Below are 14,633 nucleotides of genomic sequence, written 5' to 3' on the forward strand. Positions count from 1 at the left end.
CGATGACGAATGGCGCTGGCTTATCTGACCTGTGTGCTGCGGCTTTGTGTGCGATTAAGCCGTATGGCATGGTCCGATGAGCTCAGCGTCACCAAACCCCGCCCCCAAAATCCTCTCACATCCCACGGTGAAAACGGTCGTGGCCCCTACAGGTTTTGCAGCAGCGTTGCCGGCATCAAGTCTGAAAAGCAGCACGGATTAACATTTCCAACTGCTTTTGCAAATTCCGAAAAGACGTTCTTATTTATGCTATTCCAGGTCGCGTGATTTTTGCTTTTAATCGTTCCGGCACTGGTCATAAAATGGACGATTAAAATGAAAATCAGAACGCTACCTCTTACCCTGGCCCTTACCGCTTCTCTGGTTGTTCCTTGCCCACTCTTTGCTGCCGAAGGATTAACGCCGTTACAGCCCGGCGCCACCACCGGTACCCATACAGGCGCGCTTCCGCCCGACGGGCTGTATCTGTCAATGACATCCACCTATGAAACCGGCGTCGTGCGAAACGGCAGCGGTGATACGGCGAAAATCGCCGGAGGGAAAAATAAGCTCTCCAACGTCGGGCTGGTAATGTCTGCCACATGGGTTCCTGGCTGGGAACTTTTCGGCGCGCGCTATGCGGCGATGGTGGTACAGCCCTATAAATTTATTCAGGTGAAAAATACAGGCCAGCACACCACTGACCACACCAATGGCCTGATGGGAACCAGCATTACGCCCCTCGCGCTCTCCTGGGATCTCCATAACAATTTCCACATCGGCGCCGGGTTAGCCATCTATTTACCGGATGGCAAAACGGCCTATACCCGCAATGCGGTAACCGGTCAAAAAGAGACCTCCGGCGATAATGTCGCCTGGGATTACTGGTCGTTTGAACCCAATATCGCCATCAGCTATCTGACCGATGACTGGGGCATTACGCTCAATAATATTTTTGACTTCAACACGAGAAACAGCGAAACCGACTACCGCTCCGGCAGTACCTGGTACATGGACGTTACCGCCACCCATCGCATCAGCAACAACCTCACGGCGGGGCTTATCGGCAACTGGACGAAGCAGGTGACTGACGACAAGGTAAACGGCAGAACGGTACAGGCCGTGGAGGGGATCTACTCCACCGGTAAGCGCGTCGAGCACATCAAAGCCGGTCCAATGATAAGTTATGACTTTAGCGGCGTAACTGTTACCAGCCGACTGTTGTTTAATTTGCATAGCGAAAACGATGCCGGAATGACCTTTTTCCATATCGGGATGTCGATGCCGCTGTAGCCGGGGTTACTCCCTCACGTCATCACCCGGCGTGATACCTCAGCGCGTCAGGAGCAGAAAGAAAAAGTGCTTCCTGCTCCTGACGGCTCTCTTTGATAGCTATCACATCTTGTCTATTCCCGGCTTAAAAACCCCGTTCCGTTTGCTGACAATCGTTCCTCTCCCCCTCAGACAGGAGCGTTTATGCTCGCCGAAGAAGCCATAATGATGATCCCCGGCTGGAACGCCTTTCCTCAGGCGCTTCAGCAGGCTTTACTGCGCCAGTCGCGTATTCGTAGCGAAAAAGCCGGCAGCATCGTGTTTCATCAGGGCGCCGACGTTGAGGCGATAGCCTGGACGTTAAAAGGCCATCTGTTCGCGAATGTTCACCACGCTAACGGCAACCAGACGCTGCTCACCCACGTTCCGGTCGGCCGCATGATCCTGTTTGACTTCGTCTGGAAGCACACGCCGTTAGATCGTAACTTCATCGCCATGACCGATGTGGAATTACTGCTTCTTCCGCGCGCCTGCGCCACGCAGCTGCTGGCCCAGTTTGATGAATTCAAAATGCAGGTGGTTGATTCACTTACCGAGCGACTTCACGATCTGGATCGGGTGCTTTACACACATAAAGTGGCCTCCAGGGAAGCCTGTGTGGCGGCTTTTCTGGTGGATTGTGAAGAGGGACAAAGCGGCCCCTGTCGCGAACGCCACATTCCTTTCACGATGCAGTTCATGGCCGAATGCCTGCGCCTGTCACGTCCTTTTGTTGCCAAAACACTCAGACATTTCGCGCAGCGCCAGATGGTGGCGCTTCACTACGGCAATATCGAAGTGCTGGATCTGGATGGGCTTAGGAAGGTTGCCAACCGAGAGATTGTGTAAATTGTGAACCGTGGCGCGCGGCAAATGTGAATGCTTGCCATTTGCTCATCAGGTTAGCTGCCAGGATAAATCCAGGCCAATCTGAAGCGAGAAACCGACTATGTACAGTGAAGACTATCGTAGCGAGGCGTCCGCCCCCGTCCTGCCGCAGGATGTCACCCTTTCAGATCCGCATATCATGACCAGAATGATGTTCTTCGTGAATCTGGTTACTACCGGTTCCATTTCATCGGCGGCAGAGCGAATGGGAATCTCCATTTCCTCTGGATCGCGCTGGCTGTCCGATCTGGAAAAAGAAATTGGCTGCCCGCTTTATCGGCGCAACAACAAAGCCATGCCGCTGACCGATGCAGGTGATTATCTGTATCGCAATTTCTGTTTAATCGGTGAGAAAGTCAGTCAGCTCAAAAATGAGCTGACGCATTTTTCCACCCAGCGTCGGGGAACGATTCGTATCTGCTGTACGCCGGTCTATGCCGAACAATATCTGATGCCCATCGTCGCTAACTATCTGGCCGGTAACCGTCAGGTGAATATCGCCGTTCATGTCTCAGCCTTCGGTATTCAGAACTGGAAAGATCACGATATCATCATCGGCGCCGTCAACGCCTATAGCCATCCCCAGGATCAGGAGCTTCCGCTGGTGAAGCGTAATCTGATCGCCGAGCCGTTCGTGACCGTCGCCTCACCGCAATACTTACTGATGAACGGCACGCCGCAGCATCCGTCGGAGCTGGTGCATCATCGCTGTCTGTTCGCCAGCTCGCTGACCGGCAGCAACGACTGGGCTTACGAGATCAATAACGAACGTCACTTTTTCAAAATTCCCAAATCGCTTGAGGTCTGTGACAGCACGCTGTTACGAAAATCGGTGCTTTCAGGGGCCGGCATTGCCTACCTGCCGGAGTATGTTGTCCAGCGTGATATTCGCAGTGAAAAACTCACCTGCCTTTTTAAGGAGATGCAAACATCGAAGTGGTTATTAAACCTCTATTATCCGGCCCGCAGCCAAATAACCGAATGCGTATCTTCTTTTAAACATTTTTTGATTGAACAACACACCGATACCTTTCAGAAAATGCGCGAGAAAAAATCCTGAAAAATCGCCGGTGCCTCTTTTCATATTTGCAAATGCACTTTTTATTTATAGTCTTCAAACCCAAAAAACCTGTTGTTAATCTGATCTTAGTAAGTTGGTTTTCTCGATAATAACATTGCCCCTCGAAAATGTTTTGCGCCGCATCGCCCCTTATTATTCAGAGCCAGTTGTTAAGGGGAGGGTTAAATTTATTAACTGGGTGAGAATTATGAAAAATACAAATAACATTGCCGACAAAACGGCAAACCATTCCAGCACCCGAAGTAACTTCGGCGGCTGGGGCTGGAGCATGGTCGGCTTCAGTATGCTGATGTATTACAACTTCGCCGCCTGGACCGCAGACGGCCTGAACGTTATCGTCCAGAGCTTTGTCGATCTTCACGGCTGGGATTTCGCCACGCTTCTCTCTTTCTCAACGCCCGCGGGCTGGATTGGCGTTATCGGTGCGCTGGTCATCGCCGAAATGATCAAGCGCAGAGGGGCAAAAATCGTCGCCATTTTTGGCCTGCTGGCGTTGGGATTAACGATGATCTGGTTTGGCCGCGTCACCTCTTACACCCAATATGCTATTGGTCTGGCGCTGATGAATCTGTTGGCCACCGGCTGCTGTTTCAACGTTCCCGCTACCCTGCTGAATAGCTGGTTTCCAAAGAAAAAAGGCCTGGCGCTGGGTTGGGCAACCATGGGGATGTCATTCTGTACCGCAACGCTTATTCCTATCATGTTCTTCCTCTTTGATCGTTTCGGCGTCCCCGGTGCTTATGCCGTCGTCGGAGGAACGTTAATTACCCTCGGTATCATCTCGATATTCTGGATCCGCAATACGCCGGAAGAGCTGGGTTTGTACCCCGATAACGAGCCGATTTCTCGCGAGCAGCAGGCGGCTAATCTGGCGGCGCAGACCGATTACCAAAGCCCCTTTACCTACCGCGTGCTGTTCCGCGACCGGGAAATGTGGTTGATTTCCGTCGGTTTCGGCCTGCTGTGGTTGGTGGATATCGGCGTTGTCAGTCAGCTGATCCCCCGGCTGATTTCAGTGGGTTATGCGAGAGAAACCGCCGTCTGGATGTTTACCTCCGCCGCGTTGATTTGCGCCGTGTTCAGCTACTTCTGGGGATGGGTGGATGTCAAAGTCGGTACCCGAAAAGCCAGCATCGCTTACGCCTTTTTCTTTGCTATCACTCACGCCTGCCTGCTGGTTCGCGGTAGCGATTACTTTACCTATTTCACGCTATTAATGGTGGGGGCCAGTATCGCCGGTATCAAAGAGCTCTGCACATCAATGGTCGGCACCGTTTATGGTCGCTATGACTTCTCCGCCGCTAACCGTCTGGTTTCAACCATTGCGTGTTTATTCCGGGTCAGTTGTTTTGCGGTGGCGGCTATTAGCCTGAAATATACCGGCGATTACGACGCAGCTTATATTTCATTTATCGTGCTGGATATTATTGCCGCCGTATTAATTTTCATGATTAACGACAAATGCAAAGGCAAAACAGATTCCGTCGTCGCCGGATAACAATTTTACAGTTCCTCACCAGGGAAAACTGTTTTCGTTAACTATCGGTTTACAAATAGTAACGTCACTTATTCAGGAAGTCATACCATGCTAAAAAAAGAAAATATTTCGCCGCAACGCGCAGCCGACATGGTGGAAGAGGGCATGACTATCATGATTGGCGGATTTATGGCGGTTGGGACGCCAGAAAAAATTATTGATGCGCTGGTGGAAAAAGGCGTGGGTAATTTAACGATTATCGCGAATGACACCGGGTTTATCGATCGGGGGATCGGCAAGCTGATCGTCAATAAGCAGGTTCGCAAGATCATCGCTTCCCATATTGGCCTGAACCCGGAAACCGGACGCCAGATGTCCAGCGGCGAGCTGGAAGCGGAGCTGGTCCCCCAGGGCACGCTGGTTGAGCGTATTCGCGCAGGCGGAGCCGGATTGGGCGGCGTACTGACCCGCACCGGGCTGGGCACGGTGGTGGAGGATGGCAAGCAGCAGGTCATCATTGACGGCCTGCCCTGGCTGCTGGAACGGCCGCTGCAGGCTGACATCGCCCTGATCCACTGCTCCGTTGCCGATACGGCCGGTAACGCAATGTTCAATAAAACCACCAAAAACTTTAACCCGGTGATGGCCACCGCCGCACGTCTGGTGATCGCCGAGTGCGAATCCATTGTGCCGATGAACTGTACCGCCGCCGACCGTTACAACACGCCCGGCATTTTTATCGACTACCTGGTTAAGGGGGAAGATCACCGTGGATAAAAACGCCATGAGAGAACGCATTGCGCGCCGGGTCGCAAAAGAGCTTCACAAAGGGGACCTGGTGAATCTGGGGATTGGCCTGCCGACGCAGGTCGCCAACTACGTCGCCGACGATCTTGGCGTCATCTTCCAGTCTGAAAATGGCCTGGTGGGGCTCGGCCCCATGCCGGATAGCGACAGTATCGACGCCGATTTAACTAACGCTGGCGGTCAACCGGTCACCGCCGTACCCGGTGCTGCGTTCTTCGACAGCGCCCTGTCGTTCGCCATTATACGCGGTGGTCACGTCGATGTGACCGTTCTGGGGGCGCTGGAGGTAGATCAGGAAGGCAATCTCGCCAACTGGATCATCCCGGGCAAAATGGTGCCCGGAATGGGGGGCGCTATGGACCTGGTGAACGGTGCCCGCCGCGTCATCATCGCCATGGAACATTGCGATAAAAGAGGCCAGTCAAAAATTTTGCCTCGCTGCCAGCTTCCGCTGACCGCCGTCGGCCAGGTCAATCTGATCGTGACGGAAAAAGCGGTCATTGAAGTCAATAACGGCCTGGTTTTACGCGAAATCGCTGCCGATACCAGCGTGGAGGAAGTGGTTGCGCAAACCGCCGCACCGCTACGCATCTCTGAAACATTAACCCAGTTTTCCTAAAAGGACACCATCAATGAAAGTGATACCGATTAGTGAAGCCAGCCCTTACAACCCACCACTGCATCACGCCATGGTGGCGCTGAAGTTGTGCGACGCTGCGCTCTGTGAGGCAAAACAATTCTGGTGTGGACTTTCACACTTCTTACCCGGCGGCGGTGCCGAGTGGGCCTATGACGACTCGCCCACGGAGAAGCTCTACGTCGTGCTGGAGGGAGCCATCACCATCCGTACCAAAGAAGAAACGCGTGTTGTCAGCAAAGGGGAAGCCGTTTTCCTCGCGCCGTTTGAGGGGCGTGAAGTGGTTAACCACACCAATTATCCGACCAGTATGCTGGTCATCGCCAGCAATACGTAACCTGTAAGGGATCATTATGGACACAACATGGGATAACAAAGTCAAAGCGCTGTTCAACCTTGAAGGCAAAGTTGCGGTTATCACCGGCGGTGCAGGCGCGCTCGGTGAAGGTGTCGCCCGCGGCCTGGCGAACTACGGCGTTAAAGTCGCGGTAACCGGCCGTACCATCGCCACCCTGGAAAAAACCGTTCAGCAGGTGCAGGAAGCGGGCGGCGAGGCCCTCGCTATCGCTGGCGACATGACCGACGAAGTGGCGGTTAAAGCCCTGGCCGATCAAGTGGTCGCAGTCTGGGGAAAAGTCGACTTTCTGATCAATATTGCCGGCATTGCTATCCGGCATCCAGCGGAGGCCTTTGACGTTAATGATTTCCGCAAAGTAATGGACGTCAACATCACTGGTACCTTTATTCCCTGCAAAGTATTTGGCCAACTGTTTATCCAGCAGGGATTCGGGAAAATCGTCAATACCTCATCGGTGCGCGCCTTTGCCGGACACCCCGGCGGCTACGCGGCTTACGGCACATCGAAAGGGGCAATCAATCTGTTAACCAAACAGCTGGCTACCGAATGGGCGAAATACAGCATCAACGTTAACGCCGTCGCACCGACCATTTTCTGGACGCCGCTGACCCAGGAAGTATTGGAAGACGAAAAGCTGAAAAAGATCTTCCTCGATCGCATCCCGATGGGCCGGGCTGCCGTTGTGGAAGATATGGTCGGCACTGTCGTATACCTCTGCTCACCTGCCGCAAATTTTATCACCGGCCAGGTCATTTACATCGATGGCGGCTGTACGGCGGGCTAAGGAGAGGGTGATGAACAATCCTGTCACACGCATCACGGTTCTCGGCGGCGGCCTGATGGGCAGCGGTATCGCGCAGATCTTTGCCGCCCGCGGTGTGGAAGTCACGATTTATGATATCGACGCGGGTGCCTGGACCGCACCGGACACCATTCGCAGCAATCTGCAGCGTATGCAGGCGGACGAGGCCACCATCGAAGAAGTTGTCAGCCGCGTCGTTTTTTGCGACCGGCTGGCGGAGAGCGTTAAGGGGGCGCAAATCGTCTTTGAATGCGTACCTGAACAGCTGGCCCTTAAGCAGCGGCTGTTTTGCGAGCTGGACACGCTTTGTCCACCAGAAACTATTCTCGCCTCCAATACGTCGGTCATCAGCATCAGTGAGATCGCCCGCGACGTGACCCACAAACAGCGCGTACTGGGCACCCATTTCTGGAATCCGGCCTTTCTGATCCCGCTGGTGGAAGTTATTCGCACGCGCTGGACCGACGATGTGCTATTCGAACGCACATTCGACATCCTCGCCTGGGCTGGGAAACGCCCGGTGCGGGTGAATAAAGATGTACCCGGTTTCCTGGTAAACCGCCTCCAGCACGCCCTGTGGCGTGAAGCGATTTACCTTGTGGAGCAGGGCATCGCTGACGCGCGCACCGTGGACGAAGGCATCCGCTACGGCTTTGGTATCCGGCTGCCGACCCTCGGCCCGCTGGAAAACGCCGATATGGTGGGGACGGACCTGACCCTGGCGATTCATGAATATATTTTCCCGCATCTGAATAACGCGACAACTCCTTCGCCGCTGCTGCGTCAGCTGGTGAGCGAAGGCAAGCTGGGCTTCAAATCCGGTAGCGGATTTCAGACCTGGAACGACGCATCGATTAACGAAAGCCGTGAGCGCCTCCTGAACTATCTGCAGCGCGTCACTCAGCAATCTGAGGAGTAACACTATGGGTAAGAAAGTTTTTGTCGATTTAACGCATCCATTTAGCGCCGACACTCCGCGCTGGCCCTACTTCGATAAGCCGCTGATCGACAGTGCGCATACCATGGCAAAAGGCGGCGTGTTAACCCAGCGTATTTCCTGCACCATGCACACCGGCACCCACTGCGATGCCCCGCGTCATGTGATGGAAACAGAGTTCGACGGTAAAAGAGCGCGCTATACGCATGAAATGCCGGTCGATGCTTATACCGGCGAGGCGATATGCCTGGAAATTAACGTCGGACGCTGGGAATTAATTCAGCCACATCATCTGGAAGATGCCTGTCTCCGTGCGAATATCAAACCGGAAGCGTTAGCCGGAATGGTGGTATGCCTGAATACCGGGATGCACCGTAAATTTGATGACTCAAAAGAGTATTATCACTACTCCTGCGGGACTGGCGTGGAAGCCGGGAAATGGTTTGTCAAAAATAAAGTTAAATGCGTCGCCATGGATATGCAGGCATTAGATCACCCGCTACATACTGCGATGGGGAATAACGGTGCCACACGTATGAATTTACTCGGCGCATCCGGACGCCCACTGACCGAAGAATATATTCAACAGTTCGGTGAAGAAGCCTATGCCGAATTTGATAAAGAGCTGTATATCAAACTTCACGGCCAGTCCGCCTATGATGAAAAGTTCGGCGATCTGGAGGCTATTGGCTGTTGGGGCACCTGGGAACCCTGCCATAAGCAGATGCTCGGCCACGGTATTGTCGGCGTTGAAAACCTCGGCGGCAATCTGGATAAAGTTTCCGGCAAGCGTTTTCGTTTCTTCTGTTTCCCGCTGCGCTGGTATTTAGGCGATGGCTCGATGGTGCGCTGCGTGGCGGAAATTGATGAAGATGATATGAATAATGTGCCGGAAAGAACCTATAGCTACGGAGGTTGCATTTAATAGAATTCCTCCTGAATTAATTTTTAATAAGTAACGTAGCTGACTCATTTGCTATTTAGCGAAAGCTAATCTGTGCCCGAAATAATAGTTTAATTCATTCCGGGCGCATAACACTTTTACGCCAAAATAATCTTATAGCGATATTTCTACATTATTAAATATCAATGCCGCTCTGCATCGGAGGAGCAACCACATGAGTACAAAAGATGTTGTCATTGTCAGCGCCGCCCGTACGCCCATCGGCTGCTTTGGCGGCGCGCTCAAGGATCTCTCAGCTATCCAGCTTGGTGAATATGCAATCACCGCCGCTATTGCCCGCGCCGCTATCAAACCGGACGATGTTGACGAAGTCATCATGGGCAACGTACTGGGGGCCGGGCTGGGTCAGAACGTCGCTCGTCAGGTCGCTATCGCCGCCGGGATCCCGGTAGAAAAAAGCGCCTTTAACGTCAGCAAAGTATGCGGTTCCGGGCTCAAGGCGACCATTCTCGGTGCGCAGGCCATCGCGTTGGGCGATGCGGACATCGTGGTGGCCGGCGGGACGGAAAGCATGAGCAACGCCATGTACTTATCCGCCGCGGCCCGCTGGGGAAAGCGCATGGGAGACAGCGCGCTGATTGACAGCCTGATTAGCGACGGTCTGACCGACGCTTTCTCCGGCGAGCATATGGGGATCACCGCTGAAAACCTGGCACAAAAATATCAGCTCACCCGGGAAGCGCTGGACGCCTATGCGGCGGAAAGCCAGCAGCGCACTGAATGGGCGCAGAAAAACGGTCGTTTCGACAATGAAATTGTGCCGATAAAAATCGTCACGCGTAAAGAAGAGCGTTACGTCAAAGCCGATGAATTCCCCCGCCACGGCACCACGCGTGAAACCCTCGCCCGGCTACGTCCCGCTTTCCGGCCTGATGGTGTGGTCACAGCAGGGAACGCTTCTGGCATTAATGACGGCGCCGCCGCGCTAGTACTGATGAGCCGTGAAAAAGCCGCCGCCCTCCAGCTTCAGCCGCTGGCAACGATCCGCGCCTGGGGCAGCGGCGGCGTCGATCCCAACATTATGGGCTACGGTCCAGTACCCGCAACGCGCAGGGCCCTATCCCGCGCGGGTTTACAGGTGAGTGACCTCGACGTCATCGAGGCCAACGAGGCTTTCGCCTCCCAGTGCCTGAGCGTCATGAAAGGGCTGGGGTTGGACCCACAAAAAACCAACGTCAACGGCGGCGCAATTGCCCTCGGTCACCCGATCGGCGCTTCCGGCGCACGCATTCTGGTCTCGCTGGTTCATGAAATGCAGCGTCGCCACGCTCGTTACGGTCTCGCTACGCTGTGCATTGGCGGCGGCATGGGATTAGCCATGGTGGTTGAAAAAGAATAAGGATCAAGGAGTTAATTATGTCCGTAGAAAACCGCGTTATCCTGACCGTCGCCTGTACCGGGGCCTGGCCGCAGAAAAGCGATACCCCGTATATTCCGCTTACCCCGAAGGACCAGGCTGATGAAATTGTCCGCTGCTGCGAGGCTGGAGCCTCCATTGCCCACATTCATGTGCGTGATGAGGAAAGTCAGGCGTCGATGGATTTCGATCAATTCGCCGAGACCGTGCGCCTGGTAAGGGCGCGCTGCGATATCGTCATTAATCTGACGACCTCCGGCGGACTTGGACTAAGTGACGACATTCGCATGAAGCCATTCCAGTTATTGCGGCCCGAAATGGCCTCTTTCGATGCCGGAACCATGAACTGGGCCCACTCAACCATATTCGAAAATAGCCCGCGCTTTCTGGAGAAACTCGCTGTCAGCATGAACGAGTGCCAGGTGAAGCCGGAGTTTGAAATCTTCGACGCCGGGATGATTTACAACGTCCTGTACTACATGAAGAAAGGACTGATCGAGGGGAATCCACACTTTCAGTTTGTCCTCGGTGCGCCGGGTGGAATGACGGCGGAAGTGCGTAACCTGATGTTCTTGCTCGATACCTGCAAACAGCATCTGGGCGATAATTTCACCTGGTCGGCTCTGGGCATTGGTCGCGGTCATCTGCCGGTTGTTCTCGCCGCGCTGGCGCTGGGGGGCAACGTTCGGGTTGGCATGGAAGACAACATTCTCTATCGCAAAGGTGAACTGGCGCAGTCCAATACCTGGTTCGTTGAGCGCGTTAAGCGGCTGGCTGCAGAAGTGGATAAAACCATCGCCACGCCGGATGAAACCCGCGCCATGCTTGGCCTGATACGCCAGCAGCCGGTTAGCGCCTGATTGCGATCCTGCTTACCAAAGGCCGATCGCCTCTCTTGATGTGCAGGCGATCGCTTTCGATCTCTATCTGAACGAGAACCCTTATATGAACATTTCGATTCCCCAGGAACAGCTGGCGGGTGAGACGCGGGTCGCCGCCACGCCCGCTACCGTTGAACAGCTGCTGAAGCTGGGCTTTACGGTCTCCATCGCCCACGGCGCGGGTGCAGCGGCAAATATTACTGATGATGCATGGCAGACCGCAGGTGCAACGCTTTGTTCGCAGGATGAGGTCTGGCAGAGCGATGTTATCCTGAAAGTGAATGCGCCTCTTGAGGATGAAATTCCTCTTTTGCAGCCGGGCAGCACGTTAATCAGCTTCATCTGGCCTGCACAGAACCCCGAGCTAATGACGAAACTCGCCGCCCGCGGCGTGACGGTCATGGCAATGGATGCTGTGCCGCGCATTTCTCGCGCCCAGTCGCTGGACGCCTTAAGCTCAATGGCTAATATCGCCGGATACAGGGCGGTGGTGGAAGCCGCCCACCATTTTGGTCGTTTCTTTACCGGACAGATCACCGCGGCCGGTAAAGTTCCCCCGGCGAAAGTGCTGGTGATTGGCGCAGGTGTTGCCGGGCTGGCGGCAATTGGCGCTGCCAGCAGCCTCGGCGCCATCGTGCGCGCCTTCGACACCCGCCCGGAAGTCAAAGAGCAGATCCAAAGCATGGGCGCGGAGTTTCTGGAACTCAATGTTGATGAACAGAGCGGCAGCGGAGATGGCTATGCCCGCCAGATGTCTGCCGAGTTTATTGAGGCGGAAATGGCGCTGTTCGCCGCTCAGGCCAGAGAAGTCGATATTATTATCACTACCGCGCTCATTCCCGGGAAGCCTGCGCCGCGGCTCATTACCCGCGAGATGGTCGCCAGCATGAAACCCGGCAGCGTTATCGTCGACCTGGCGGCCCAGACCGGCGGCAACTGTGAGCTGACGGTACAGGGCAAATGCATCACCAGCGATGATGGCGTAAAGATCATCGGCTATACCGACCTGCCAGCCCGGCTGGCGGCCCAGTCATCCCAGCTTTACGGCACCAATCTGGTCAATCTGCTGAAGCTTTTGTGTAAAGAAAAAGACGGCAATATCGTCATCGATTTTGATGATGTCGTTATCCGTGGCGTTACCGTGGTTCGCGAGGGTGAAATCACCTGGCCCGCGCCGCCGATTCAGGTTTCGGCCCAGCCGCAGCAGCCTAAGCCCGTACCAACCGAGCAGGTGAAAAGCGCGCCCGCTTCACCGTGGCGTCCATACCTTTTTCTGGCGCTGGTTATTGTGCTCTTTGGCTGGCTTGCGCATTGCGCACCGGCGGACTTTCTTGCCCATTTTACCGTCTTCGCTCTCTCCTGCGTGGTGGGCTATTACGTGGTGTGGAACGTCAATCACGCCCTGCACACGCCGTTGATGTCGGTCACCAATGCGGTTTCAGGGATCATCATTGTCGGTGCGGTCCTGCAAATCAGCCAGGGAGGCTGGATCTTTGCCCTGGCGATCGTCGCCGTTTTTATCGCCAGTATTAATATTTTCGGCGGTTTTTACGTCACTCGTCGCATGCTGAAAATGTTCCGCAGAAACTAAGGAGTCGTTATGTCTGAAGGTCTTGTTACTGCGGCTTACATTATTGCCGCGCTGTTGTTTATTTTTAGCCTGGCTGGCTTATCGAAGCACGAAACGTCGCGAGCAGGGATCGTTTTCGGCATCGCCGGGATGACGATTGCGCTGGCGGCGACCATCCTCGGCCCCCAGGCGGCCAATCTTGCATGGATACTGGTCGCGATGATGGCTGGGGGCGGCATCGGTATCTTTCTCGCGCAGCGGGTTGAAATGACCGAAATGCCGGAGCTGGTGGCGATTCTGCACAGCTTTGTCGGCCTGGCGGCGGTACTGGTTGGGATCAATAGCTACCTTGGCCACGCGCCGCTCGACGATACGGCCATGACGGCTATTCACCTTGTAGAGGTCTTTCTGGGGATCTTCATCGGAGCCATCACCTTTACCGGTTCAGTGGTGGCGTTCGGTAAGCTACGCGGAATTTTCGCATCAAAACCGCTGATGTTGCCTGGCCGCCACGTTATGAACCTTGCGGCTCTGCTGGCCTCTTTGGCCTTAATGATGGTATTCGTGCGCAGCGATAGCCTGTTGTGGCAGAGTCTGGCATTAAGTGTGATGACGCTAATTGCGCTGGCGTTTGGCTGGCATCTTGTTGCTTCAATCGGCGGTGCAGATATGCCGGTGGTGGTCTCAATGCTCAACTCCTATTCCGGCTGGGCAGCGGCGGCGGCAGGTTTTATGCTCAGTAACGACCTGCTAATCGTGACCGGCGCGCTGGTTGGCTCTTCCGGGGCCATCCTTTCTTATATTATGTGTAAGGCCATGAATCGCGCGTTTATCAGCGTCATCGCCGGCGGCTTTGGCAGCGAGGGTACGGCATCTGACGCTAGCGCCCCGCAGGGCGAACATCGCGAATGCAGCGCTGCGGAGGTAGCGGAAGCGCTGAAATACGCCCGTTCAGTCATTATTACTCCCGGCTACGGCCTGGCGGTAGCCCAGGCGCAGTATCCGGTACAGGAATTGACCAGCCGGCTGATTGCGCTAGGCGTACAGGTACGATTCGGTATCCATCCAGTAGCCGGGCGTTTACCGGGACATATGAACGTGCTGCTGGCGGAAGCAAAAGTCTCCTACGATATCGTGCTGGAGATGGAAGAGATTAATGACGACTTCAGTGATACCGACGTGGTGCTTGTCATCGGCGCCAACGACACCGTCAACCCGGCCGCGCAGGAAGATCCCGGCAGCCCCATCGCGGGTATGCCGGTACTGGAGGTATGGAAAGCACAGCAGGTGGTGGTGTTCAAACGTTCGATGAATACGGGTTACGCAGGGGTACAGAACCCGCTGTTCTTCAAAGAAAACACCGCCATGCTGTTTGGTGATGCAAAAGCGAGCGTAGAGGCGATACTTGCTCAGCTCTAATTAATTGATTAGCCGTACTGGATGCATTGCAGAGGGTGATGGAAAAGTCCATCGCCTCCTGAATTTTGTTCGAATCAGAATCAGGGGATGACATTGAGTCTCAACACTGTACGTCCGGCGCTGACAGTGATCTGACGCCTCGTAAAAAATCGTAAAAATAAGAAG

Annotated in this window: 15 protein-coding genes; all 15 read left to right on the forward strand. The window is 54.6% G+C overall.

What is annotated here, in order from left to right; genetic code table 11:
* The first annotated feature begins 9 nt into the window (after nucleotides 1-9).
* A complete protein-coding gene (locus tag QLG08_RS17435) occupies nucleotides 10-267 on the forward strand; it encodes a hypothetical protein (protein WP_238493250.1) in 258 nt (85 codons plus the stop codon).
* A 48-nt stretch (nucleotides 268-315) separates the two neighbouring features.
* On the forward strand, nucleotides 316-1,272 hold the full coding sequence (locus QLG08_RS17440; RefSeq protein WP_024472353.1) for a transporter: 957 nt from the start codon (nucleotides 316-318) through the stop codon (nucleotides 1,270-1,272).
* Nucleotides 1,273-1,455: 183 nt separating this feature from the next.
* Nucleotides 1,456-2,139 carry a Crp/Fnr family transcriptional regulator gene (locus tag QLG08_RS17445; RefSeq protein ID WP_064373132.1) on the forward strand — a complete coding sequence of 228 codons (684 nt, stop codon included), beginning with the start codon at nucleotides 1,456-1,458 and terminating at the stop codon, nucleotides 2,137-2,139.
* Between the two features lie 100 nt (nucleotides 2,140-2,239).
* Entirely contained in the window at nucleotides 2,240-3,238 is a 999-nt protein-coding gene (locus tag QLG08_RS17450; RefSeq protein ID WP_105080460.1) for a LysR family transcriptional regulator, read from the forward strand.
* A gap of 208 nt (nucleotides 3,239-3,446) precedes the next feature.
* Nucleotides 3,447-4,757, forward strand: a complete 1,311-nt coding sequence (locus tag QLG08_RS17455; protein WP_238493248.1) for an MFS transporter — start codon at nucleotides 3,447-3,449, stop codon at nucleotides 4,755-4,757.
* 87 nt (nucleotides 4,758-4,844) lie between these two features.
* On the forward strand, nucleotides 4,845-5,513 hold the full coding sequence (locus QLG08_RS17460; RefSeq protein WP_024472349.1) for a 3-oxoacid CoA-transferase subunit A: 669 nt from the start codon (nucleotides 4,845-4,847) through the stop codon (nucleotides 5,511-5,513).
* A gap of 7 nt (nucleotides 5,514-5,520) precedes the next feature.
* A complete protein-coding gene (locus QLG08_RS17465; RefSeq protein ID WP_164886575.1) occupies nucleotides 5,521-6,162 on the forward strand; it encodes a 3-oxoacid CoA-transferase subunit B in 642 nt (213 codons plus the stop codon).
* 13 nt (nucleotides 6,163-6,175) lie between these two features.
* Nucleotides 6,176-6,517: a cupin domain-containing protein gene (locus QLG08_RS17470; RefSeq protein WP_064373138.1), complete on the forward strand. Its 342-nt coding sequence runs from the start codon at nucleotides 6,176-6,178 to the stop codon at nucleotides 6,515-6,517.
* 16 nt (nucleotides 6,518-6,533) lie between these two features.
* Nucleotides 6,534-7,322, forward strand: a complete 789-nt coding sequence (locus tag QLG08_RS17475; protein ID WP_024472346.1) for an SDR family oxidoreductase — start codon at nucleotides 6,534-6,536, stop codon at nucleotides 7,320-7,322.
* 10 nt (nucleotides 7,323-7,332) lie between these two features.
* Nucleotides 7,333-8,259: a 3-hydroxyacyl-CoA dehydrogenase NAD-binding domain-containing protein gene (locus QLG08_RS17480; protein WP_238493247.1), complete on the forward strand. Its 927-nt coding sequence runs from the start codon at nucleotides 7,333-7,335 to the stop codon at nucleotides 8,257-8,259.
* Nucleotides 8,260-8,263: 4 nt separating this feature from the next.
* On the forward strand, nucleotides 8,264-9,202 hold the full coding sequence (locus QLG08_RS17485; protein ID WP_238493246.1) for a cyclase family protein: 939 nt from the start codon (nucleotides 8,264-8,266) through the stop codon (nucleotides 9,200-9,202).
* A gap of 193 nt (nucleotides 9,203-9,395) precedes the next feature.
* Nucleotides 9,396-10,580: an acetyl-CoA C-acetyltransferase gene (locus QLG08_RS17490; RefSeq protein WP_024472343.1), complete on the forward strand. Its 1,185-nt coding sequence runs from the start codon at nucleotides 9,396-9,398 to the stop codon at nucleotides 10,578-10,580.
* Nucleotides 10,581-10,597: 17 nt separating this feature from the next.
* Nucleotides 10,598-11,458 (forward strand): 3-keto-5-aminohexanoate cleavage protein, encoded by an 861-nt coding sequence (locus QLG08_RS17495; protein ID WP_174261189.1) that lies wholly within the window; start codon nucleotides 10,598-10,600, stop codon nucleotides 11,456-11,458.
* Between the two features lie 85 nt (nucleotides 11,459-11,543).
* A complete protein-coding gene (gene pntA / locus QLG08_RS17500) occupies nucleotides 11,544-13,070 on the forward strand; it encodes a Re/Si-specific NAD(P)(+) transhydrogenase subunit alpha (protein ID WP_105078967.1) in 1,527 nt (508 codons plus the stop codon).
* Between the two features lie 9 nt (nucleotides 13,071-13,079).
* Nucleotides 13,080-14,468: a Re/Si-specific NAD(P)(+) transhydrogenase subunit beta gene (gene pntB, locus QLG08_RS17505; protein WP_089517633.1), complete on the forward strand. Its 1,389-nt coding sequence runs from the start codon at nucleotides 13,080-13,082 to the stop codon at nucleotides 14,466-14,468.
* Nucleotides 14,469-14,633 lie beyond the last annotated feature (165 nt).

Source organism: Pantoea sp. V106_11, assembly GCF_029967885.1.
Classification (GTDB): domain Bacteria; phylum Pseudomonadota; class Gammaproteobacteria; order Enterobacterales; family Enterobacteriaceae; genus Pantoea; species Pantoea ananatis.